Here is a 24600-nt window from a genome sequence, read left to right as displayed (position 1 = left end):
ATACGAATTAGGATCACAAAACATTAGATAATGGGTAAATAAAAGGCGTATCAAATACGCCTTATCTGGGTAATATTTTTAGTAGAATGCTTGCAAACCGGTTTGTGCTCTACCGAGTATCAAGGCATGAACATCATGCGTCCCCTCATAGGTATTGACCGCTTCAAGATTCATCATATGGCGAATAATATGAAACTCATCAGCAATACCGTTCCCACCATGCATATCGCGGGCAGTTCGAGCAATCTCTAATGCTTTACCACATGAATTACGTTTAATAAGCGATATTGCTTCTGGCGCTAATTGGTCCGAATCCATTAAGCGACCCACTTGCAAACAAGCCAATAACCCCGTGGTAATATCGGTTTGCATATCAGCTAATTTTTTCTGAATTAACTGTGTTGCCGCTAAAGGACGACCAAATTGTTCACGGTCAAGGGTGTATTGACGCGCACCATGCCAGCAAAACTCAGCCGCACCTAAAGCGCCCCAAGCAATCCCATAGCGTGCTTTATTCAAACAACCAAACGGACCTGATAAACCTTTAACATTTGGCAATAAATTTTCGCTTGGCACAAAAACGTTATCCATCACTATTTCACCGGTAATAGATGCACGTAATGAAAATTTACCTTCAATTTTTGGAGCACTTAAACCTTCCATACCTTTTTCTAAAACAAAGCCACGAATTACGCCATCAAGTTTGCCCCAAACCACAAAAATATCTGCTACCGGTGAGTTCGTGATCCACATTTTATTGCCAGTCATGCGAAAACCGCCTTCTACCGCTTTGGCATGCGTCGTCATACTGGCAGGATCTGAACCTGAATTGGGCTCTGTTAAGCCGAAACAACCAATATATTCACCAGATGCTAGTTTAGGTAAATATTTCATCCGTTGCTCTTCACTGCCGTAAGCATAAATTGGATGCATAACTAACGACGATTGCACACTCATCGCGCTGCGATAGCCACTATCAACTCGCTCCACTTCACGAGCAACTAAGCCGTAAGTAACATAATTCACGCCAGCACAGCCATATTTTTCAGGTAAAGTAGCCCCTAATAAGCCCAGTGCTCCTAGCTCGCGCATAATTTCAACATCGAATACTTCATTGCGATTGGCCATTAATATTCTTGGCATTAATTTTTCTTGGCAATATTGATGCGCACTGTCACGGATCATTCGCTCCTCTTCAGACAATAAAGATTCCAATAAAAGTGGATCTTGCCATTTAAACGAAGGACGGTTTGCACTGTTTGAATTAGACATGAAATTACCTGTTAAGCTGAGAAATAATTAAGTGCAAAAATAATAAGCAAATACTAGCCAAAGTTAAAACATTATTTACCTTTAACTGATATAGTTTAAAACTATACCTAAGCCAACTAAGTTTATTATGGATTTAAAGTCACTAAATTATTTTATTTCAGTCTATGAGTTAAAAAGTTTTAGTGCTGCGGCAAAAGCGTGTTTTATCGCCCAGCCTTCAATATCTGCAGCAATAGCACAACTTGAGCAACAACTGAAAGTGCAACTTTTTATTCGCCATGCGCGTGGCGTAACCCCTTCAGAGCAAGGTAAAAAATTATTTCCATTGGCGAAACAGCTCTTAGGACAAGCAGGCGCAATTAAAAGTGTTTTTTCAGAAAAAACCCATAAGCACCCATTCAACCTAGGTGTTACTCGCGGTTTAGGTGTCGAGCGTATGAGTTTATTGTTAAAAGAATTCACCTCAGCAAACTCTGCTGTCGAATTGACTTTAGTGCCACATACTGAAAACGTTGATGCGCGCATTATTTTGAAAGATGAGCTTAATGAAAATGAGCAGTATATCGACATGTGGCATGAAGATTATTTACTCGCCATGCCTTATGACCATATATTAGCATTGAAAGATAGCGTTACAATTCAACAGCTAGACGGCTTACCTTTTATTCAGCGTACGCCTTGCAGTGCTTGGGATCACCTACAAGACACTTTAGCGATCTCCGGTGTTAGTCTTGATGTACGTGCAAAAATAACGACCATCGATTATGCCCTTGGCTTGGTACATGCGGGTTTAGGCTGCGCATTTTTACCTGCGCATAGTGAAATTATTAAACGCAGTGACGTGATTTTCAGACCGATAGTGGGCTTACAATCAACCCGTGAAATTGTCTTAGCTTACACTACATCCTCAAAAGCTATTAATAATTTAAAACGCTTAGCGCGTAAACATGCGCATTGAGCTTTAGCAGGTCATTGATGAACTTTATTTTTTCTAAACTACGCCCTAGCGACACAATTATAACGAGCCAACGCTTCAGCAACACATATATCAAAGTAATGAAAACTTCCCATATAAACAGCTATGCCTTAACATACGGACAACATTAGGCGGCGATATATCGTCATATTTTCAGAAGTTATTCACCAAACATGACCCAGTCCATAACGAATAAAATATTAGCATTAGTATTACCGAAATTTGGTTATTCTATTGAACATTGCCAAATATCTTTACTTGGCAATGGCCTAATAAACAACACATATTTAGTAAAAACAATTGATAAAACCTTTGTTTTACAATGTTTAAATCAACAGGTTTTTCCAACGCCACTGAATGTAACAAACAATGCCGACAAGATCAGCTCACACCTAAAGGTTAAGTCGGATAATGGCCGATATGCCTTAACACCGATTTGCCAACTACATACTACAGACAAAAAAAACCATGTTGTTGTACAGGGGCAATATTGGCGTAGTCTGCATTATATTTCCGACTGTTACACTTTAGAGTCAATAACTAACGCAGAGCAAGCAAGCGCTGTCGCCAATGCCTTTGCACAATTTACAGCTGCACTCAGTGATTTTGACAGCGAAAATCTAGCAGAGATCATTCCGCAGTTTCATGATTTATCCCTGCGAATAGCACAACTTAACCAAGCGATAGATAACGCTTCAGAGCCATTATTAATTTCTGCGCAAGCCAGTATTAAATTTATTCAATCTCAGCAAGCTTTTGTCGAAATTATTGCTGACATGACTAAAAGCTTGCCCTTACGTGTCACCCATAACGACACAAAAATTAATAACCTACTTTTTAGCAAAAAAACTAATAAACCAGTCGCGGTTATTGATCTAGACACTTGTATGGCAGGTTACTTGATGCATGATTTTGGCGACATGATACGCACTTGTTGTCCATCAATTGCCGAAGATAGCCCTGCTCTCGATAATATGACGATTGATTGGGAGATGTTAACGGCACTAACAAGTGCCTATGTAGCAGGTTTTAATGGCGCAATAAGTGAAATTGAACGAACGAGCTTATTATTTGGCATTAAGTTGATGCCCTTTATGCTCAGCACCCGTTTTTTAACTGACTTCTTAAATGGCGATCGATACTTTAAAACCACTTATGCTAATCACAATTTAGTCAGAGCAGAGAATCAATTACAACTATATAAGCTATTTTGCCAGCAAGAGGCTTTATTAACTGACATTGTATTATCTCCCTAAAAACTAGATTTGCTTAATTGATATTACTGTAAAATCACGTTAGCTAATACACAGCAATAATTATTCGATCTGGCAAAATATAACATTAGAAATCTGCAGCAACTTCAAACTCTAACTTTGTATGCTTAATTGGGTGCGACAGCGATAAGTACTCTGCATGTAAATGTAATCGGTCAGCTTTCAAGCCATAATGGTCATCGCCAACAATCGGCATGTTTAAACCCAACTTGTGCGCACAATGTACCCTTAATTGGTGAGTTCGACCGGTTTTAGGAAATAAATGTAATCGCGTGGTGTTATTTTTGCGTTCAAGTACTCGCCAAGTGGTAAGCGCGTGCTTTCCATGTTGATAGCAAACCAATTGTCTAGGTTTGTCATCAAAATCTAACATCAGTGGTAACTCAATAGTGCCACTATCTTCGACCACACTCCCTGCGACCAAGGCGACATAACGTTTCTCAATGCTGCGCTCAATAAATTGTTTTTGCAGCGCTTTATGGGCTCTTTTATTGAGGGCGATTATTAACAATCCCGATGTCGACATATCTAACCGATGAACAATAAGTGGTCCAGATGCCTGTGGAAATTGTGTTTTAATACGCATATAAACCGAATCTTCAATATTTTTACCCGGCACTGATAAAAACTCAGCAGGCTTATTTACCACCAGCATATCCGAATCTTGATAGACAATGGCTAAGTCTTTGCCTTGTGCTGGATTAATTAACAGCGGGTTATCATCGACATGTAATCCTTTAAGCATATGCGTCAAAATTGGCTGGCATTTACTGTAGCAAGAAGGATAGTAATTTTTATGTTGTCTTACGGCAGATTTTGGCGCATTACCCCACCAAAACTCAGCCATAGCAATGGGCTTTAAATTATGTTGATAAGCATATTGCAATAATTTAGGTGCAGCACAATCACCTGCACCTGCCGGTGGCGTATGTTCAGGCAGTTCGGCAAAAATAGCATTTAGATCTTTAGTTTCGCCATGAGCATTAAGAAAATTATATTCAGCAAAAAGTTTTTTCTGTAAACTTTTTGAACGTGACTTTCTTAGTTTTCTTAACTTAGCAATTTCATCTGTAATTTTCGCTAAAGTTTGTTGTAATAATTCGAGCTTATTTTGTCCACTTTGCTTGAGTGCTTGCAGTTGTTTTTTCTCTTGAATGCTTTGCCCTGCTAACTCGACTTTTAACTGTTCAAAGTCGTTAGTACTTAACTGCCCAACAGCTTGGTTTCTCTGCTGTTTTCTTTGCTGACGGCTAGCCACAATTAGGCTTTGTTGTGCCGATAGTTCTTGCTGATAGGCAGCAGTAGCTTCATTAAGTTCATTAGTAATAACGCTAAGTTGCGGGCTACTTTCTAACTGCTCTATTTCCGCGTTAATATTATTGATAATATTATTTTCAGCTAAAAACGCAGAGTCTTGCAATTGCATATTAGAAACCGCTGGCACAAAATTAATGTCAGTATTATCGCTCTCTATTTGTCCAGAATAGGCACTAAGAAAGCCTATTATACCTTGGCAATTTTTTACCACTAGCACACCAAACATTTTACCAACACTAACTTCACTTGCTTTGGTTTTTGTTAAACACTGAGGTAGCTTTTCAAGCTGCTGCTGTAACTGCTGAACTGCCTCTACGGCAATTTGCTGTGGTTGGTAATAAAATGGGAATGTAAACTTTTCTGGCAGCACTATATTGTCAGTCGACTGAGAGAATAACGTAAAACAGGGAGCAAGGTTTGTCATGGCGATATATTGATGAAATGTTAAATTAAGCTATAAATCGAGATAATAACATAATCAACGTAATGTCACTAAGTAACCTCTGCTATAGGTAAGTCAGTTTACAGCTAGGTATTAAATTTCGTATGAAATTAGCACTAAAAACTCTTTTGCCTCGTAACTTGCAGGGTGTTGTTATTGTGAACAACCTTTAAATAACTTGAGTTGCCACTTTGTTTAAAGCGCAACACAAGCTTGTTTATTTTTAAGCTGTAAAATTAAAATTAAAAATAAACATTGAACATGGCTAAAATCATTTCACCATCATCATGTAGGTGATGATATGTAAAATCTAATAACATATCGTTGCCAAAATCATAGCTAACAAATAAATCTATTTCATCTTCGCCTTTATCAAAAGCAACATTTAATAAACCAATAGTCAGGTTTTCAATACCGCTATAATCAACGCCAATGGCAAGGGCATTTTGGTTAAGTACACCTGAAATGGTGTGATCAGCAGCGTTGGTATAAAACGGTCCGCCACCAAAGCCATTGATAATCGTACCCGAGACATGGTTATAGGAGGTTGTAAAAGTAAAGTTGTTTAAGGCATAGCTGGCCAAAATGCCATATGCATCGCCATCAGGCCCGGTGTCGTTATTACTGGTATCTGATTGCTTGCCAAACTGGGCACCAAAGGAAAAGTTATCATACTCAACCGCAGCCTCTACGTAGAAAAGGTCAGCTAAGTCATTGGCATTGTAATACCATGTTTGTAAGGCAATATTTTCAAAACCTTGGTATACAACCCCTAAAATGTTGACACCATCATTCCTATTTATGCTGGTAAAATCTTCTGGTTTACGACTATTAACGCCAGACGATTTAGCTAGGTGCGCAGCATAAATAGTGGTATCTGTAATATCGGCATTGGTCACTAAAACACCTAAAAAGGTATTTGGCACCATACGAACATCATCCATATCAGCATGAGGCGAGTCAAAGCCAAAGCGCCCAAGTTTCACTTCGGTATTATCAACGTTAGCTTGAAGGTAGGCTTGTCCTAAAATAGCATAGCCATCACCATCAGATCCAAAAAAGCTGCCTTCATCATCATGGAATAATTTTTGTGTTGTGTATAAACTGCCAGTGCCACTAATACCATGCCAGCTTTCACTGCTATAACTTAGCTCTGCGCCAATAGCCGAACTTTTTTCACGTATATTGACTTCATCATCAATTGAGATATAGCCGAGGCGAACACGTCCAGAAAACCCAGGATTTAATGCTTCAGGTAATACCGTTTCACTTTGCATTTCTGCACTTTCAAAGGCTGAAGTATAAGTAGAGAAGCTACTGGCTATAGCAAAAGCAGCGCTAACGGCTAAAGGTTGTTTAAAAGCATTCATGTATGGGATAGAAATTGAGTGAAAGTGCGGCAAATATAGAGACTAAATCAAGCAGAATCAATCTTAAATATTAATAAAGTCTAAAATATTGTTTTTAAATGCTGAAATTCCAACATGTTGAACACCCCCAACAATCAGTCTTATTTCTGTTCGTTTAGAATGTAAATCCGTGCATTAGCCCACCACCAATTAAATGCGAAGGTTCTAGACTGGTGCAAACGAGATAATCTATCTATTTAAATTAAAGCAAAGATATAGAAGGTTAACAACAAGACTTCATTTTTAACTCTTATTCATTAAGCTATTTAATTATTGCAACACCGGCAACTTCTATGACCGTTTTAGCATCTGCTCGCTCGATAACCTTAACTAAAGTCGTTTGAATTGTTTCGTCTTTTCTCACATCACCGGTACTAGAAAATTTTTCTTCTTGTGCATCGGCGCCAGCTTCCAATACAAAACTGACCACTACTTGGGTTGCACAGTCTTCAGACTCACCAAAATAAGCCAAGGTTATTTGAGGGTAACCTTGAAAGCCATTTTTAACTTTCTTTGCTATACGCTTTGTCGATTTATCTAAATTCATACTATTTATCCAGAAGAAATAAATGCCCATTTAAAGAGCTGATTATGTTAATTAAAAGCACTAAAAATTAACGATTGATTCATAGCACAAAGTGCATTATTAGCTAGTTTGCATTACTTTTTAGTGATTGACTAATGATGTTTGTAAAATTAATCCTAAAAAACTGACAAAAGTTAAGTAACTACATGTGCGAGTAAATATCTTTTTAAAAAGCATCAGCTATTTATATCAGGATTTATGCTGAATTATTGTTGCTTAGACCCCCCTAAAACCTTTAGAAACGGAGAGAGTCACTTACTCTTAATGTTTATATATAACAACCATCTTTAATTATCATTCCAAATTGGATACCCAGAAGAAAAGTGCTAATAATAGTTATATACTTATATAAATATACTGCTAAATGTTTCAATCGTTACCAGCAATGAATGGCAATAGCCATTTTTATCATGAAAAAAAATAATTTTGTCTCCATATTTTTCAATAAAGTTTAATTATATGATTAAAGCACGTAAAAATGAGTACCAGAATGCAAAAAGTGAAGTTAATTTTTCGCATTTTTTGATGCATCAATGTTTAGGAATGAGACGTTGGGCGCTAACGGTAGCTTTGCTGTTATATATTGTTTTTGCCATTATGGATGTGCTGAAATTTCCTAGCGAAGTCTATTCCTTAACATTAACAACTCGCATTATTTTAGTCATAGCCCCTTTAATATATTTAAATGTTCTTTATTGGTTTTTTCCACCAATTTCAATACGTTCAAACCTTTTAATATTATTATTAGTTTATATCGGCAGCGGATTAAATCACTCTTTAATTTATTACCTTTCTGACATATACGGTTTGCAATTTTCAGAGCTCGGCATGGTTTTAATCCTTATGTTTGGCTGTTTACTCTTAGTGATACCGATTAAGCCTGCAGTATTCGCAACTTTTATTATCCTCGCCGTATTTTCAGCGGTAAATGTTTATATAAACAGCCAACTAGCAGACTTGATATTTGTCTTAATAATCTTGAGTTTTGTTTCGGGGATATGTCTTACAATTAACTTGATAGGACAAAAAACGCTTTATAAAAATTACTTATTAATCAATAGACTTTACAACGAGTCAATCACCGACGGCTTAACAAAGTTACATAATAAAAGATCATTTCAAGAAGAAATAGAAAGATTAAACGCAATAGCAACACGAGATAATGCAACCTTAGGCTTAATTTTAATTGATGCAGACGACTTTAAAATAATTAACGATTCATTCGGCCATGCTGTTGGCGATGATGTTTTAATTAAAATAGCACAAGTTATAGAAGCGAAGTGCCGTCGTGTAGAAGATATTGGCTTTCGAGTAGGTGGAGATGAGTTTGCACTTATTTTGTATGGTATCAACGACGAAAAGCTTGAGCAAACTTGCTTTGAAATTGTTAAGAATGTGACAAACTTCAATATTAAATATAATCGACAGAGCGTTAAAACCTCTGTCTCTCTCGGCGCAGTTCTCAAGTCTGCTAACGCTAAAATATCCAGTGATAACCTTACTGAAATAGCAGATGAATATTTATATGAAGCAAAAGAAAATGGTAGAAATCAATATTATTTAAAAACCTTTCAATAGCTATTATATGACCTGGTCAACTAAATTCAGACACCCTGGTTAAGTTCGCTAATTTACCTTTTTCAGTTCTCTTTCTTTACACTCAAATTCATTGGGGTTTTGATAACCAAGATATGAGTGCATTCTTTTGCTGTTGTACCACATCGCGATGTAGTTCAGCACATCTTGTTGAGCTGCATAACGTGTTCGATAGTTACGCCAATGCACGCGTTCTTGTTTTAAACTACCAAAGAAGCTCTCTGCTACCGCATTATCCCAGCAGCAACCTTTCTTACTCATACTACCAACAAAGCCATGTAACTTGAGTATTCGTCTATATTGATGACTCGCATATTGAACACCTTGATCTGAATGTACTATCAGTCCAGCCTTTGGTTTTCGTTGCCACATTGCCATGCTGAGAGCATCACAAACAAGTTGAGCTTTCATTCTGAACCCATGCTCCAACCGACAACTTTACGAGAGTATAGGTCGATTACTATCGCCAAATATAGCCAGCCTTCTGAAGTCCATATGTAAGTAATATCTTGCACCCACGCTTGGTTAGGTTGTTGCACATCAAAGTCTTGCTCAAGTTCGTTCGCGTAAACGGGCTTGTTGTGTTCGCTGTTTGTCGTTGCTTTATATTTTTTCTTGTAACGTACCCAAACGTTTGCTTCTTTCATTAATTGCGCTGTTTTTCTACGGCTAACTGGGAAGCTGAGTGCATTCAACGCTTTCTGAATACGTCTTTCGCCATAAGTATTATCGCTAAATTTTGCAATATCTTTCACCCATTTCAGCATCTCTTGATGGGTTGTATCAATGGGTCTTTGAGCTTTTCTTTTCTGATAACTATAATAATTGTTACTTTTTATACCCAGTACTCGACACATCATTATCACAGGCCAGATCTTCTTATGTTGGGTAACAAACGAGTATTTTACTTCGTTTCTTTTGCAAAGAAGACCGTCGCTTTTTTTAATATCTCACGCTCCATTTCTAGGCGCTTTACTTGAGCTTTAAGTTTACGGATTTCATCTTGCTCTGGCGTTAGCTTTCCATTTCCTCTAAAAGCATGACCATCATCATTTTCAGCTTCTTTGATCCATCGACCAAGCACTTGGGCACTGACGTCTAAATTTCTAGCAGCTTCTGCTACAGCGTAGTTTTGATCTCTAACGAGTGCAATTGCATCTAGTTTGAATTCTTTTGAATAAGTTTTACGGTTTTTCATTTGTATCTCCAGTTAATTCTATTATGTCTTAACTGGGGTAGTCGTATCAATTAGACCACGTCAATATGAAGTAATCTGATTATACCAAGTTGATTAATTAACTTGGTATAACTAGTGGCGGCTTAATAATTGTAAAATATTTTTGAATACACCATTTTCCAGTACTTCTGGTAAATCTAACGCTAGGTTATTACTATAATAATGGCTTAAATCAAGACCAAAACCCAAGGCATATAGTTCGATATCTCCTCTGGCTTCTAACATAGCGCTAACCTTCCTGCATACGTAGACAGAGCTTAATTGTGATTCATTACAAGAGGGAATTAGGGTATTAATGCAGGAGAAAATCTAAGCTTGCTGATAAATTAGCAAGCTTTCAATTATTTCATTCTTTGATGTGCATTAAGCAGAGATTTTAGAAGATTTTTCAAGTAACAGTTCAGTTATCTTTTCACGCTCAGACAATACCATAAGTAAAGCTAAGTCATCTTTAGCTAGCTGTTCTACAACATATTTCGCGCCTAAAAATGGACTATCAAAAGTGAAAATATTACACGTTTTCATGCCATAAGCGAGCGCGGTATCAGCAATTAGTTGAGGTACTTCTCCGAGTTTCCTACCACGTAAGTAAGGCTCTACTTCAGCAGCAATAATAAAATCAGGCTGCATTTTTAGCGCTGTTTTCGTCATATTGATGATTTCAGTATCTGTTCTATCACCCGCATGACTCAACATTAAAAACTTACGCTGTGCTTTTATATTCGCCGTGGTAACAGCCATGGCTTCCATGCTATGCACATTGTGGGCGAAGTCCATGATCACTTGCGCATTATTAATCTTAAACTGATTTCCTCGACCTGGGTTGTCTTCATTATTGCTGGCAAAAGTCGATAACGCGGCTTTAATCGCCTGGTCTTCAATCTTAAAGCACTTAGCTAAGCCAATCGCCCCGAGTGCATTTTGAATATTGTGCAATGCAGCGCCGTTTAATGTCATTGGAATGTCATTTACAGCAATAATAATTGACTCTTCATCGTGGTTTGAATAAATCAATTGTTGATCACGTACAAAACAAACAGCACCACCTTTTTGTTTATGCTGCTGCAGTGTTGTATTGCTTTCATGCAAAGAAAACCAGCACTTATTCACGGGGAGCTCTGGCGCCAACGCGACTAAATACTCATCATCGGCATTGAGCACTAACGTGCCGCTACTTTGTCCATTATTTAGCAGCCCTTTGGCAACAACGGCTTTAGCTTTGGCAAGTGCAGCAACAGTATTAATGCCATATTGACCTAAATGGTCTTCAGCAATATTGGTAATTAAAGCGGCATCAACATTATCTATTGGTAATCCACGACGTAAAATACCGCCACGAGCAACTTCTAAAATGGCCGTTTCAGTATCGGGATGGCGCAATAGCATTCTTGCCCCGCCAGGACCTGAATAATCGCCGTAATCAATGATATTGTTACCCACGCGAATAAAGTCGGTTGAGGTAACACCGCAACACTTTCCCGCTTGCTCTATAATTTGCGACATAATACGCACGCTAGTCGATTTACCATTGGTGCCGGTAACATAAGCAAGTGGTATCGATTTATATTGTGACCAGTTTAGGCTTGATGGCTCAGGCAGCGCTGATATTGGCCAACATTGTGCTGTCGTGCCGTAGCCCAATGAAAATTCATCATCGTCAACCAAGTAAACAATATGATTCGCTTTTGACTGCTCAATTAACTCAAGTAACTTAGGGTTAACTTCTTCTGCTATTGTCGTTTTCAAACGTGCGATTGCTGCTGAAAACTCTTCTTTATTTGCTGTGTTTGTTAACTCTTCACAAGTAAGTTGCCACGCCAATTCATTTAAATCACAGGCAGCATAAAGTGCATCCAAAGGCGCACTTATGGCAATAGTAATGCCGTCTTCGAAAATACGAGAGTATAATTTTTCGTTTGGCCAATTTACCGCTTTTAGTAAGCGATTCGCGTAAACCGACCAGATATTTACCACGATAAGTTTATCAATACCACAGACAAAGGCATCAATAATGGCGCCAGGCTGATCTGATAGTAAATTTTTACCGGTCAGCCGACGATTATCATCTAAGCTCAGTGTTATATTTTCTCTATTCATATATACCCAAACAACTTCAAGATGTGAGTTTGGGGACCTTTCAGCGCAAGATGCCCAAGCTGCAGATTTTTATTGAACACTATATTTAAAGCATTGGCCTTGATGAAAATAGCCGAATTAAATATAGCCTAATTAAACATAGCCCGATAAAAAGCAGCAACTTGATCATAGTTTGCTTCAAAATCCCAAAGTGTTAACCCTTTTCAGTTGAGTTTAGTCACTTTCTTCATCATGTTCAGAGACCAAACGAACACCACGTTCATCGGTAACAATTCTCATGCCTGTTTCCAATACAAAAGTATCTGGCTCAGTAGTCTCTAGCATAGAAACAACGGTTTGGCGTGGAGACTTTTCTGCCTTGGAGTCAGACTCACCAATACCATTAAAGTTGATAATTTGCTTCCAACAACGTGTTATCGCATCACCAAAGACCATTAATAAGTCATCAGTGTTGGCTAGTTCAAGACCTTTATTGATAGCCTCTACTTCATCTGAAATACAATATATTTGCGACGCTTTAATCCCCTCAGCTTTTAACGCCGCTGCTAGCATTTCTGGTACTTCATCTACTGCACGACCTCGACGATTATCATCAGCTTTACAGATGTAAATATCAAAATGTCCGGCGGCAGCTTTCGCAATATTGACGATATCTTCATTACGACGATCACCTGGGCCTGCTAACACGGTAATACGCTTACCTTTAACTTCTAACTTGCTGGCTAATTCGCTCATACAACGCACACCATCTGCGTTATGGGCGTAATCAAGTATCACTCTAAAATTATGCTCATCAAACACGTTCATTCTGCCCGGTGCTTGATAAAAAGTGGTGGTAAAAGTTCTTAACCCTTGCTGTATAGACTCTAGTGGTTTACCTAAACAATAAGCTAAGCCGGCTGCAAACATAGCGTTTTGCACATTATGAAGCGCTTTACCTTCCAAGGTTGCCGGAATTAAATGCGTCCAAAGTAGTGGAATATGGGTGCCGTTATCAAAAATGGTGATCATGTCACCGTTGATACCTTTTTCTAAGACCACGGCTCGACCACCCGCGCGAATATGCTCGCGCACTAAACTATGGCCGGTGTTCATAGTGACATAACAAATATGTTTCGCTTTGGTATGGTCAGCCATTTTTAAACAGTGTGGGTCGTCGGCATTGAGCACAACACTGTCTTTAGCCACTTCGACAACAATACGTTTAACTTCAGCGAGTTGCTCTAGAGTGTCTATGCCTCTGAGCCCTAAATGATCTTCTTGGACGTTAATACAAGCGGCGACATCACTTTCTAAATAGCCTAAACCTGAACGGGCAATACCACCACGCGCAGTTTCTAATACCGCAATATCAACCGCAGGATCACGTAAAACAATTTGTGATGAAACTGGGCCTGTCATATCACCTTTCACGGATAACTGACCATCGACATAAACGCCATCGGTTGAGGTCATACCTACCACATGTCCAGCATTTTTTAAAATATGCGATAACATTCTAGAGGTCGTCGTTTTACCATTTGTCCCCGTAATGCCTGCAATAGGGATCCGCGTTGGTAAGGCAGGCGGAAATAGCATATCAATCACTTTTCCGGCAACATCTCTTGGCTTGCCTTCGCTTGGAGCGACGTGCATTCTAAAACCAGGTGCAGCATTTACTTCAACAATACCGCCACCAATATCTTTGTAAGATTGTGTGATATCAGCGGTTAAAAAATCAACCCCACCAACATCTAAACCAACAGCTTGTACCGCGCGCTCAGCCATCGTTTTATTATCTGGATGCACTACGTCGGTCATATCAATCGCCGTACCGCCGGTTGATAAGTTTGCGGTTGAACGTAAGTAGAAAATTTCGTCTTTAGGTAATACCGTAGCTTCTGTAAAGTCGGCTTCTTGAAGCAAACGCAGCGCTTGAGTATCTAATTCTAATTGCGTTAGTACTTTTTCATGACCAACACCTCGGCGTGGGTCTTCATTAATAATATCCACCAATTGACTAATAGTATTAACGCCGTCACCAATAACATGACCAGGTACACGCTTAGCTACCGCCACTAATTCACCATTAACCACTAACATTCGGTGATCTAAACCGGTTAAAAACGATTCAACTAAAACGGCTCGGCTTGTGCCATGTTCACGGGCAAAAGCAAACGCGGTAATCACTTGTTCTTCGGTCGTTAAATCAATAGACACGCCACGACCATGATTGGCATTTAACGGTTTTAACACCACTGGATAACCAATACTTTTTGCCATTCTCACGGCTTGTACATCAGAGTACGCCATACGTTGCTGAGGCACAGGTAATCCAAGATCATTTAATAAATTATGGGTATCTTCTTTATCACAAGAAATCTCTACCGCAATGTGTTTAGTTTCACTGGTAATAGTCGCTTGAATACGCTGCTGATATTTACCATGGCCAAATTGCACCAAACTGTATTCGTTTAATCGTAACCAAGGAATATCTCGTTTTTCTGCGGCATCAACCAGTGATTGTGTACTAGGTCCAAAAGCTTTGCGTTGTGCAAAGCGAATAAAATCAGCCATCTCTTGCTGAAAGTCAAAATCGTCTTCAAGAGTAGTTTGTAACTGGGCTTTAATGTTTTCAGGCATTAATGAAATAAGGAGTTTTCGTGCTAAAATGGCGGCTTCAAGGCCTACATCTCGTTGTTTATACTGGAATACCATATTGTATTCACCAGTAGTACCGGTGGTACGCGTCTTACCAAAAGTAACTTCTGTACCGGCTACGCATTGCAATTCGAGCGTAACGTGTTCCCATATATGAGCAATCCAAGTACCGTCATCTTCTTTTAAACGTCGGATAAAACCACCGGGCTCACCATAAGAGCAACCGTGCTGATCTAAACTTGGCAGGTTTGTGATTAATCCGTCAATAAATTCCGTACCCAATTTAACTGAAGGGTAATTTTCCAAAATACCAATATCTACAATGTGGCGAATCACAGGAAAATGAGCGTAAACATTAGGGCCAACATAAACGTTGGAAGAGAGCATTTTCATCGTGATTTCCTTTTATTACTCAAATGAGAATTTTTTATTCTTTATTATTCCGATACGCTAAACGCGGTCTAGAAAAGATACCACGGTTTGAATAGGGAACATACTACTTGAGGGAATATTTTATTGAACTAGAGGTTGGATATTGAATTATGCTTTAAGTTATTGTTATAAAATAAGAAAGCCCACCAAAAGGCAGGAGGGCTTTACAAGAAAGTTTAACTTGCTGGTGTAGCGATTCTTTCGTTGGTACAGTAAGTTGCGCCTGGCCCAAGTACATGTAACTTAAGACCAATTAAAGTAATAGCTTCGCCTCTACTCGCATCTGCCATTGAACTATGCGATAAGTCTGCAGGGTCTACTACTGTGATGCTGCCATGACCAACCACTTCTAAAACGCCTGTTGGGCCAATAAAAGCCGCGGTATTTTCACAAATACCTAAGCCTGAAGCAAAAGGATTGTAGGAAATAGCTGATAGTAAACGCCCTAAGCGATTTCTTTGGCTAAAATGCTGATCAATAATAACTTTATTAATTAAACCCATGCCCGGAGCAAAAGTAACCCCTTCTTCATTAGGTAATGCACCCGTACGACCGCCAGCAATCATATGCTCTGGCATAATGGCTGCCCCCGCAGACGTACCTGCAACATGAACCCCATCTGCATTACGTTTACGAATACTTTGCGCGACAGGAGTGCCACCCAAAATAGTAGACAGGCGTAATTGATTGCCACCGGTAATAAAAATTCCTGTAGCTTTATCCAACTCAGCGAGATATTCATCGCTATTGGCTTCTTCACGATCATTAATCGGCAAAGAAATTGCCTTTTGCACGCCTAGTTCATGAAAAACATCTTCGTAATTCGGCCCTGTTTCTTCAAGTTGTGAAGCCGTTGGAATAATAACAATATATGCATCTTCTCCACCACAAAGCTCAACAAAACGTTGTAGAATTATAGGATCCTTAACGCGCTCTTCTGCCCCCCCGATAGGAATTACAAATCCCCGTTGTTGACCATCAATTGTTTTAGCTGGACACATATTTACCTCTATTCAAATGTACCTTTGATAATTGTCTGATTGTTTTGCTTGTGCCATACACCTTGCGCCATCACATCAGTAATCTCATATTTTTCATTCAGCACCAATAAATCTGCGTCAAAACCAACGGCAACTTGCCCTTTGCTTTTAAAGCGTAAAATATTAGCAACATTGCTCGTTAACATAGGGAGAACTTGCTCCAGTGGTAAACCTTTCTTTAAAGTTTCCACTAAGGTTTCTCCTAGCGTACTCGCTCGACCAAAATCCATATGCAGTAATTCACCTTGTGGGTCAAAACAAGGCAAGCAACCTCCACCATCCGAGCTAAGGGTTATTTGTTCTAAGGGTAATTGTCTTTCAATTGCCATTTCAATGGCATCGCAAGCTTCCCAACCAGGTTGAGCTGTGCCAGTAGGAAATGCAGTTAAATCGATATGACAGCCTTGAGTTAATAGCTTGCAACTATCTTCAAACAAAGCTTTGTTGCGATTAACATGAGTTGGATTAAACACCCGCGCTGGCAGCTCTGTATCTCTAATCGCTTGTTCAATTAAGGCTAAACGTTTTTCACCATCACCTAAATGAAAGTGAATAATACCGGCTTTTCCCGTGATCAAACCTGCGACATGGGTTTCACTGGCAAGACGGATCACTTCTTCAAATGTTGGTTGGCTAGAGCGGTGATCGCTAATAGCAAATTCACCAATACCAATAACCGGTTCAAGGAAAACGATATCTGACTTAGCACTGCCCGTTATCGTGGTTAAAGGATAGTGATATCCTCCCGTCCAGCAATAAGCCGATAAGCCTTCTTCACGTAGACCATAAACTCGACTTAATAAATTTTCAGTACTACGCGTCGTATCATCAGTACCGAGCAAGCCAACAACAGTAGTGACACCCGCATGGGTAAATTCAGTTAGGCCAACAGGTGGCACTTGCGTGGCAAAACCTGCCTCACCCCCACCACCAGTTATGTGGGCATGACTATCAATAAAGCCTGGCGTTAACGTCGCACCATCAAAATTAATAACATTAACGTGCCACTGTTTAGGAATATCTAGCTGCCCTTTTCCATGATCATAAATGGCTGCAATTTTATTGCCTGCAATCAGAACATCTTTAATGCCTAGGGGCGTAGGGGCGTAAATATTTACATTACGTAATAATGTGAGCATGGGGTGGCTATTTTTCATGATATTTTAAGTGACGTTGCATTTAGCTTAACTTATTAATTATTTAAACAATAAAACTTAATAGTTAACAAACAAAACCAACAAGGTGACAGTGAGAAAGCGTAAGCGATGATTGTAACACAATAGATATTTGACCACCAAGCATCACTATACCAACACCTTAATTATTTAAAGTATCGCCCGCATTTAAAATACTAAAAATTTCGGCCTATTTAACTTAAGTTAATCGCATTATAAAACGGGCCAACTTAAGACTTGATTTAGGGATTTTAAGACAAGTATCTGGAGTAAACAGCATTTATAAAAAATTTTATATAAACTCTATAAAAAACAATTACTTTATAAGTACATAGTAGTCACTTGTTGATTGTAAGCATTTAACCTGAAATATATTATAGGGCAATAAGGTATTTTAGCGCTATTTAAAATGGCTTAAAACTAAAATTTAACTAGCACATACGGTTAAGTTTTCATTAGAATGCACGAATTATTTCTATTGTAACTATCGCTAACGTTTACCAAGCTATTCGTTAGTCATTTTGAGGAAAAGCATATGCTTTTTAATGGTTCGTTTATCTCAGATTGCCCAACTCGTCAAAAAATTCGTGAATTTTACCGTATTGATGAGAATACAGCGGTAGATCATATTTTACCCCTTGCTGAAGTGAACGTCAGCGCCCGAAGCCGTGCTTGGGAAAGAGCGCGTAAAATGGTGTTAAAAATTCGCAATGACCAGTCAGGTAACGGTGCGATAGATGCCTTGTTAAACGAATATTCACTCTCAAGTGAAGAAGGTGTGGTCTTGATGTGTTTGGCCGAAGCTTTACTTCGTGTCCCCGACAAACATACCCAAGACGCCCTCATTCGTGACAAAATTTCACAAGGCCAGTGGAGCACGCATTTAGGCAGCAGTGAATCACTATTTGTTAATGCTTCATCGTGGGGCTTGTTAATTACCGGCGCGATGGTGAATTATGCCGATAAACGCAAACAAGACAGCTTTGGTTTATTGAAAAAAACTATCGGTCGTTTAGGCGAGCCGGTTATTCGTAAATCCATGAACTATGCCATGAAAATTATGGGCAAGCAGTTTGTCATGGGCGAAACCATTGTCGCAGCCACGGAGCGTGCAGCGGATAAAGAGCAAAAAGGTTATGTTTATTCTTACGACATGCTTGGTGAAGGTGCTCGCACTATGGACGACGCTGAGCGTTATTTAAAAGCGTATCAAGATGCGATAGAAACCATTGGTAAGGTTGCTCAAGCTTCAGGTAAAAACGACCCACGCCGCGTGCCGGGTATTTCGGTAAAGCTTTCCGCTATTCACCCGCGTTATGAGTTTACTCACCAAGCACGCGTGATGGCTGAAATTGTGCCAAAACTTAAAGCGCTTTGCCTACAAGCCAAAAGCTACAACATAGGCTTAACTGTTGATGCGGAAGAGTCTGAGCGTTTAGATATTTCACTTGATATTATTGAAGCAGTATTTAGTGATGACGATTTAGCCGGTTGGGATGGTTTTGGTATTGCCTTGCAAGCCTATCAAAAACGCGCCATTTTCGTGGTCGATTGGTTACGTGAATTAACCCTACGCGTTAACCGAAAAATGATGGTGCGCTTAGTAAAAGGCGCTTATTGGGATACCGAAATCAAAAATGCTCAAAAAGATGGCCTTAAGCATTTTCCTGTGTTCACCCGTAAGTCTTCTACTGACGTTTCATATCACGCTTGTGCGAATAAGTTATTAGAATATAGAGATTCTATTTACCCACAATTTGCCACCCATAATGCTTACACCGCTGCCACCATTGTTGAATTGGCGGGTGATGACAAAGAAGGTTTCGAATTCCAATGCTTACACGGTATGGGCGATTCGTTGTACGACCAAATTGTGTCACTGGAAAGCATTCAATGTCGCATCTATGCCCCTGTTGGTCATCATGAAGACTTACTGGCGTATTTAGTTCGTCGTTTGTTAGAAAATGGCGCGAACTCTTCTTTTGTAAACGCCATTGTTGACGAGTCGCAGCCGGTTGAATCTTTACTGGAAGACCCGGTTGAAAAAACGCAGCGCTTAAAAGATAAATACAATAACCAAATCATCAAACCCATTGCTTTATATCATGATGCAAAAGGACTGGGCCGCGATAACTCAAAAGGCTTAGACTTAACGGACATTAATGTCATTACCCCGTTAAAATCGTCATTAGACAGCTGGTTTGAAGCAAATGAACTCAAGCGTAACGACTTACCATCTGGTGCTGTTGCTGTGATGAACCCCGCAAATCATAAAGAAATCATTGGCTTTCATCATCACCATAGCAAAGATGACATGCTCGCGATGATAGAGACGGCGCAAACCGCCTTTACTTCATGGTCACAAACGCCGGTAGCTGAGCGCGCTGCGTTATTGTGTCGTGTGGCGGATATTCTAGAGCGTCATACGGACGAGCTTATCGCTTTATGTATTAAAGAAGCCGGTAAAATTGCCCAAGATGGCATTGACGAAGTACGTGAAGCTGTTGATTTTTGCCGCTATTATGCACAACAAGCAGTTGATGTTGCCGCAGATGAACGCCTAGAGGCACGTGGTGTTGTACTTTGTATCAGCCCATGGAACTTCCCATTAGCGATATTTTTAGGCCAAGTTGCCGCGGCGATTGCCACCGGTAATACGGTATTAGCAAAACCAGCTGAGCAAACCAGTTTAATTGCCCTGCGTACTATTGAATTAATGATGTCAGTTGGCCTACCTGAAGGTGTGGTACAAGCGGTAATTGCTCGCGGCAGCGAAGTCGGCAAGGTCATTATTCCTGATGCGCGCATTCAAACCGTGATGTTTACGGGCTCGACTGAAACCGGCACCATTATTTCACAAACCTTAGCGGACCGAGGTGGTGACCAAGTCCCCTTTATTGCTGAAACCGGTGGCCAAAACTGTATGATAGTGGATTCCACCGCCTTGCCTGAGCAAGTGGTTGATGATGTGATCTCTTCAGGCTTTCAATCAGCAGGTCAACGCTGCTCTGCGCTTCGAGTGTTATTTCTACAAGAAGATATCGCTGATGATGTGATCACTATGCTTAAAGGCGCGCTAGCAGAATTACATGTTGGTAACCCAGAATATTTAAGCACTGACATTGGCCCGGTGATTGACCAAAAAGCACTTGATGCACTCAATGCGCACAGTGACTATATGGAAAATAATGGTAAGTTACTTTACCAATGTGCAATTGGCGATGAGATAACGAATAATGTTGCTGCGAACGAACACTTCTTTTTTGCACCGCGTCTATATGAAATTGACGATATTAGTGTATTAAAGAAAGAAGTCTTTGGTCCTTGTGTGCATGTAGTGCGCTTTAAAGGCAGTGAAATAGAAGCGGTTATCGATAGAATTAATGGCACAGGCTTTGGTTTAACTATGGGTATTCATACCCGCATTGAACACCGCGCTTTTGAATTAGCCAAACTGTCACGCGCAGGTAATGTTTATATCAACCGTAATATGATTGGCGCCATTGTCGGCGTGCAACCTTTTGGTGGTCGTGGCCTTTCAGGTACCGGACCCAAAGCCGGTGGACCCAATTACTTAACCCGTTTAGTGATAGAAAAAGCCACACCTGATGCCGAGCAATTTAACTTACTGCCTTCACAAGTCGAAGCGCTAGACGGTGATGCAAAATCTGATGCAGAATCCATATTGTTTATGGATAAAGCCAATGCAGCTGAAAAAACCTGGCGTTTAACAGAGTTAAACACCCGTATTTCTTGTGTGCGTCAATTATTAGCAAAAATAGCCCATGTTGATATTGTTGATGATTTAGCCGACGATTTAAATCGCACGTTAAAATCAGCGCGTTCACAATTAATTGATATTGAAAAACGCATGAAGAAGCCAAAATTCTTACCTGGTCCAACGGGCGAGTCTAATATTCTTTATTTAGAAAACCGCGGCAACATTATCTGTTTTGCGGATAAAAATGTGAGCTTTCACTTCTGGGTACTTTCTATTGTAACGGCTTTAGCGACAGGTAATACCGTGATAAGTGTGGTATCAGACTTGTACTATGATGAAGCGATCGCGTTTAGAGATAAGTTCCTTTCAACTGGTGCCGATGCAGGGGTATTCCAAGTCGCTCGCTTACGTCATTTATCGACTATGTTGTCTCATTCTGCATTATCAGGTGTGGTAGTCGATAGTAACTGTGATCGTAAACATTATATCAGTGAAAAATTAGCGGAACGTCAAGGGGCAATATTACCGGTGATCAGTTCAGAATATTTTGATAACTTGATCCAACGTTTGTTAACAGAAAAAACCGTCAGCATTGATACAACCGCTTCAGGTGGTAACACGTCATTAATGACCTTAGTTGAAGAAGATTAACCTTTTATTTATTATTAAGTGTTAGATAAAAAACGGGCATCATTAGGTGCCCGTTTTTTTTAGCTCGAATTAAATCTTTAACTAAAATAATATTTTATAATTGTTCAGAAAGCTAACCACGACATTAACGATTTTTGTATTGCGTAGGACAGTAACCTCTCACTACCTCATCACTTCGAAGCTTTATATGCTTGGTTAGTCGTCCACTGACTCTTGCCCGCCATAACTTAAAACTTTTTGGTTTTAAATGCTGGCGCATAAATTTAATAACGTCATTTTCTTGCATAGTGAACTGATGCGCTATAGCTTCAAATGGCGTTCGGTCTTCCCAAGCCATTTCTATAATTCTTGATTGATCATCTGGAGACAATGGCATAAAAACCACCTTAAAATTAATATCTAATTAATATCTAATTAAAGTGGTCATACGGCTACTCAACAAAAAAAGACCAATTTTCTCACAATTACTGACGAATATTGTTAAGGTGCTTCATCACAAGCAAGTGGATTAAAATACTCGTTAAATACATTTCAAACGTTGATATTAGGCTCAATATGATAACAAAACTGGATAATTTAAATGAAGCTGTAGCACAGCAGATTTTTACTATTTTTCAACATTCTTATAAAGTTGAAGCTAAGCTTATAGGGTCGATTGATTTTCCTCCACTATCACGCAGTGCTAATGAGATAAAAAACTCAAGTACACAATTTTATGGCTTTAGTGAAAATGAATGTCTCGCTGGCATCATAGAAATTACTATTGATAATAATCTTTTAGATATTCATAGCCTAACCGTAGATCCAAGTTATTTTAGGAAAGGTATCGCCAGCAAATTAATAAACTACGTTATAGCAATAATCAATTGTTCAAAGGCAACTGTAGAAACAGCAGTAGTAAATATACCCGCAATAAATTTATACAAAAAACATGGCTTTATTGAGTTCAAAAGATGGCTCCCATCACATGGAATTGAAAAGCTGGCGATGTCGATGGAAAAGGCAGGTCCAAGCTCTTAAGCTTCGTTCGATATAAATATTAGAAAGTTTATTACAGTCTAACTTAATGCTCACAGATGAAATTTATTATAAAAAAAATCTACGTTCGCTATTCATGTGATACTAGAGTTTACTGTCGCTATCTCCCATAAAATACCGACATTGTCGTGTCATGTCGTGACAATGTCGTATGCTTTTGCTGATAAACCTGTCATAAAGGGATAAAACAGTAGGATAAAACGATGAATATTAAACAACGTCGCTTGGAAAACGGATGGTCACAGGAAGAGCTTGCCCGCCACTCAGGTTTAAGTACTCGTACTATCCAGAGGATTGAGGCCGGCCAGAAAGCAGGGACGGAATCACTAAAATGTCTTGCCGCTGTGTTTGAAAGCTCAATCGACGATTTAAAGCAGGATCAGGACATGATCGAACAAAAAACGACTGTACCGCCTAAGCTTCCCGAAATTAACGCAACTGAGCGAGAGGCAATTAAATTTGCTCAAGCAATATTTAGAAAGCCTAAGAAAGGTCAACCTGATCCGCTTTGGCGCATTGAGCGAGAGGCTATTGATTATGCAAAGCGCCTGTTGAGTAAATTTAAAACATAGCTAATGTCACTGACTGAACAGTCTATTAGCCCTAAAAGTGACTATAGTGGATAACGCTAGTCTTCACTTAAATACGAAATTTCACTCAGTCGTTATATTCTACTATTACCCTTTCACTATTCTCATATTTATAACATTTATGGTTCGAGTTGCTCCGCTTTTTTAGCACTTAAAGCGTCGACAAATGCCTGTAACCCCGATTGCACTAATGCATAGGTTTTATCAATATTTTCACTAACATCACCCTCTAATACTTTTAACCCTCCAAGAATATCTTTCGCTTCAGCAAAACCTTGATCGATGCCACCACTGATAATATCCACAAAAGCTGTCAACGATTCTTCTTCACTCATTTCAGGATTTTGTTCTCGATAAGAAGCTAAAAACTGAGTACTAAAAGAGACAATTCGCTCCGCTGTTGCTTCTGGACTAAAATCAACTCCCGACTCGTAAGCGTCTTCAACACTATCATCAACCCCAGAGGTTTTAAGCGCTTCGTTTATTCCCTGCAAGGCGGTTTTTAATACCAGTGACAGCGGCTGGTCACCAATGGTCGTATTGAATTTCAGTGATGATTCTATAATTGCCGCATTAAGCTGTTTTTTGTTGCTGAGAAAAATAGAGTCTTGCGCTTGGTCAATTTTTTTATCATGCGCAAGGTCTGAAACTTGCTGCCCCATGGGTTTGTTATCTGTTTTGTCCAGTGCTTTTGCTAAAGATCGAACATCTTGGCTATAGGTAGCATCGTTTTTAATTGGAGCGCTCATAAAATTACCTCTGTTTATCAAAGCATATATAAAAGTATCGGCAACATTGAGTATAACTTAAGTATCAAACTGTATATATTTTGGACAACAAAGGGTGCTGAACTTAAGTTCTGAGCAGCATAATAAACTTCTAGTAAGTCTATTATTTATTTGTGCACATTTTCTATCAGTATCGTACGAGTAAAATAATGATATTAATAACGGGAATTGTGAAGAAAAGCTGTTTTATTTTAGCAAGTGAATGAACTAGTAGACTTTAAAAAAAAAGCTACTGAATAAAATCAGCAGCCTTTATATTAATAAGAAGACCGAACAATGGATCATAAAATATCATTTCACTGAGCGGTATTAAGCTTAA

The 24600-nt window shown here is 39.2% G+C and carries 17 protein-coding genes and 1 pseudogene; 6 read left to right on the top strand and 12 right to left on the bottom strand.

Annotated features, from left to right (window positions below):
* Window positions 1–78 precede the first annotated feature (78 nt).
* Entirely contained in the window at window positions 79–1272 is a 1194-nt protein-coding gene (locus tag B5D82_RS11655; protein WP_081151714.1) for an acyl-CoA dehydrogenase, read from the bottom strand.
* 127 nt (window positions 1273–1399) lie between these two features.
* Between B5D82_RS11655 and B5D82_RS11650 the strand changes: the two genes are divergently transcribed.
* Window positions 1400–2230 (top strand): LysR family transcriptional regulator, encoded by an 831-nt coding sequence (locus B5D82_RS11650; RefSeq protein WP_081151712.1) that lies wholly within the window; start codon window positions 1400–1402, stop codon window positions 2228–2230.
* Window positions 2231–2421: 191 nt separating this feature from the next.
* Entirely contained in the window at window positions 2422–3504 is a 1083-nt protein-coding gene (locus tag B5D82_RS11645; RefSeq protein ID WP_081151711.1) for a phosphotransferase enzyme family protein, read from the top strand.
* 85 nt (window positions 3505–3589) lie between these two features.
* On the opposite strand, the gene B5D82_RS11640 is transcribed toward B5D82_RS11645, so the two are convergent.
* From B5D82_RS11640 to B5D82_RS11630, 3 genes are all read right to left on the bottom strand, one after another.
* Window positions 3590–5263 carry an RluA family pseudouridine synthase gene (locus B5D82_RS11640; RefSeq protein WP_081151709.1) on the bottom strand — a complete coding sequence of 558 codons (1674 nt, stop codon included), beginning with the start codon at window positions 5261–5263 and terminating at the stop codon, window positions 3590–3592.
* A 260-nt stretch (window positions 5264–5523) separates the two neighbouring features.
* Complete coding sequence (locus B5D82_RS11635) at window positions 5524–6684, bottom strand: OprD family outer membrane porin (RefSeq protein ID WP_172820644.1); 1161 nt, start codon at window positions 6682–6684, stop codon at window positions 5524–5526.
* Window positions 6685–6952: 268 nt separating this feature from the next.
* Window positions 6953–7237: a hypothetical protein gene (locus tag B5D82_RS11630; RefSeq protein WP_081151706.1), complete on the bottom strand. Its 285-nt coding sequence runs from the start codon at window positions 7235–7237 to the stop codon at window positions 6953–6955.
* A gap of 498 nt (window positions 7238–7735) precedes the next feature.
* Between B5D82_RS11630 and B5D82_RS11625 the strand changes: the two genes are divergently transcribed.
* A complete protein-coding gene (locus tag B5D82_RS11625) occupies window positions 7736–8854 on the top strand; it encodes a GGDEF domain-containing protein (protein ID WP_081151705.1) in 1119 nt (372 codons plus the stop codon).
* A gap of 48 nt (window positions 8855–8902) precedes the next feature.
* Here the strand turns inward: B5D82_RS11625 and B5D82_RS11620 are convergent.
* The 6 genes and pseudogenes from B5D82_RS11620 to iadA form a co-directional block, all read right to left on the bottom strand.
* Window positions 8903–10070 (bottom strand): annotated as a pseudogene (locus tag B5D82_RS11620) (IS3 family transposase).
* Window positions 10071–10181: 111 nt separating this feature from the next.
* On the bottom strand, window positions 10182–10334 hold the full coding sequence (locus B5D82_RS19900) for a hypothetical protein (protein ID WP_157673886.1): 153 nt from the start codon (window positions 10332–10334) through the stop codon (window positions 10182–10184).
* Between the two features lie 138 nt (window positions 10335–10472).
* Window positions 10473–12206, bottom strand: coding sequence for a Mur ligase family protein (locus tag B5D82_RS11615; protein ID WP_245807460.1), 1734 nt, complete (start codon window positions 12204–12206; stop codon window positions 10473–10475).
* Between the two features lie 213 nt (window positions 12207–12419).
* Complete coding sequence (gene cphA, locus B5D82_RS11610) at window positions 12420–15239, bottom strand: cyanophycin synthetase (RefSeq protein WP_081151703.1); 2820 nt, start codon at window positions 15237–15239, stop codon at window positions 12420–12422.
* 215 nt (window positions 15240–15454) lie between these two features.
* A complete protein-coding gene (locus tag B5D82_RS11605; RefSeq protein ID WP_081151702.1) occupies window positions 15455–16279 on the bottom strand; it encodes a cyanophycinase in 825 nt (274 codons plus the stop codon).
* An 8-nt stretch (window positions 16280–16287) separates the two neighbouring features.
* Complete coding sequence (iadA, locus tag B5D82_RS11600) at window positions 16288–17457, bottom strand: beta-aspartyl-peptidase (RefSeq protein ID WP_081154465.1); 1170 nt, start codon at window positions 17455–17457, stop codon at window positions 16288–16290.
* A gap of 571 nt (window positions 17458–18028) precedes the next feature.
* On the opposite strand from iadA, the gene putA reads away from it, so the two are divergent.
* Window positions 18029–21865: a bifunctional proline dehydrogenase/L-glutamate gamma-semialdehyde dehydrogenase PutA gene (gene putA / locus B5D82_RS11595; RefSeq protein ID WP_081151700.1), complete on the top strand. Its 3837-nt coding sequence runs from the start codon at window positions 18029–18031 to the stop codon at window positions 21863–21865.
* A gap of 124 nt (window positions 21866–21989) precedes the next feature.
* On the opposite strand, the gene B5D82_RS11590 is transcribed toward putA, so the two are convergent.
* Complete coding sequence (locus B5D82_RS11590) at window positions 21990–22241, bottom strand: TIGR03643 family protein (RefSeq protein ID WP_081151698.1); 252 nt, start codon at window positions 22239–22241, stop codon at window positions 21990–21992.
* A 179-nt stretch (window positions 22242–22420) separates the two neighbouring features.
* On the opposite strand from B5D82_RS11590, the gene B5D82_RS11585 reads away from it, so the two are divergent.
* A complete protein-coding gene (locus B5D82_RS11585) occupies window positions 22421–22885 on the top strand; it encodes a GNAT family N-acetyltransferase (RefSeq protein WP_081151696.1) in 465 nt (154 codons plus the stop codon).
* A 221-nt stretch (window positions 22886–23106) separates the two neighbouring features.
* Entirely contained in the window at window positions 23107–23475 is a 369-nt protein-coding gene (locus B5D82_RS11580) for a helix-turn-helix domain-containing protein (RefSeq protein ID WP_081151695.1), read from the top strand.
* Between the two features lie 137 nt (window positions 23476–23612).
* Here B5D82_RS11580 and B5D82_RS11575 read toward each other — a convergent pair whose 3' ends face one another.
* The gene (locus tag B5D82_RS11575; RefSeq protein ID WP_081151693.1) at window positions 23613–24242 is read right to left on the bottom strand and encodes a DUF5610 domain-containing protein; all 630 of its coding nucleotides are present in this window, start codon (window positions 24240–24242) and stop codon (window positions 23613–23615) included.
* Window positions 24243–24600 lie beyond the last annotated feature (358 nt).

Source organism: Cognaticolwellia beringensis (genome assembly GCF_002076895.1).
Classification (GTDB): Bacteria; Pseudomonadota; Gammaproteobacteria; order Enterobacterales; family Alteromonadaceae; genus Cognaticolwellia; species Cognaticolwellia beringensis.
Note: the sequence above shows the minus strand (reverse complement) of the source record. Positions and strands in the feature narration are given on the sequence as shown.

Coding starts and splice junctions, on each gene's coding strand:
- B5D82_RS11615 (WP_245807460.1), bottom strand. CDS start 12,206: ATGAATAGAGAAAATATAACACTGAGCTTAGATGATAATCGTCGGCTG.
- cphA (WP_081151703.1), bottom strand. CDS start 15,239: ATGAAAATGCTCTCTTCCAACGTTTATGTTGGCCCTAATGTTTACGCT.
- B5D82_RS11580 (WP_081151695.1), top strand. CDS start 23,107: ATGAATATTAAACAACGTCGCTTGGAAAACGGATGGTCACAGGAAGAG.
- B5D82_RS11590 (WP_081151698.1), bottom strand. CDS start 22,241: ATGCCATTGTCTCCAGATGATCAATCAAGAATTATAGAAATGGCTTGG.
- B5D82_RS11640 (WP_081151709.1), bottom strand. CDS start 5,263: ATGACAAACCTTGCTCCCTGTTTTACGTTATTCTCTCAGTCGACTGAC.
- B5D82_RS19900 (WP_157673886.1), bottom strand. CDS start 10,334: ATGTTAGAAGCCAGAGGAGATATCGAACTATATGCCTTGGGTTTTGGT.
- B5D82_RS11650 (WP_081151712.1), top strand. CDS start 1,400: ATGGATTTAAAGTCACTAAATTATTTTATTTCAGTCTATGAGTTAAAA.
- iadA (WP_081154465.1), bottom strand. CDS start 17,457: ATGCTCACATTATTACGTAATGTAAATATTTACGCCCCTACGCCCCTA.
- B5D82_RS11655 (WP_081151714.1), bottom strand. CDS start 1,272: ATGTCTAATTCAAACAGTGCAAACCGTCCTTCGTTTAAATGGCAAGAT.
- B5D82_RS11585 (WP_081151696.1), top strand. CDS start 22,421: ATGATAACAAAACTGGATAATTTAAATGAAGCTGTAGCACAGCAGATT.
- B5D82_RS11605 (WP_081151702.1), bottom strand. CDS start 16,279: ATGTGTCCAGCTAAAACAATTGATGGTCAACAACGGGGATTTGTAATT.
- B5D82_RS11630 (WP_081151706.1), bottom strand. CDS start 7,237: ATGAATTTAGATAAATCGACAAAGCGTATAGCAAAGAAAGTTAAAAAT.
- B5D82_RS11625 (WP_081151705.1), top strand. CDS start 7,736: ATGATTAAAGCACGTAAAAATGAGTACCAGAATGCAAAAAGTGAAGTT.
- putA (WP_081151700.1), top strand. CDS start 18,029: ATGCTTTTTAATGGTTCGTTTATCTCAGATTGCCCAACTCGTCAAAAA.
- B5D82_RS11645 (WP_081151711.1), top strand. CDS start 2,422: ATGACCCAGTCCATAACGAATAAAATATTAGCATTAGTATTACCGAAA.
- B5D82_RS11575 (WP_081151693.1), bottom strand. CDS start 24,242: ATGAGCGCTCCAATTAAAAACGATGCTACCTATAGCCAAGATGTTCGA.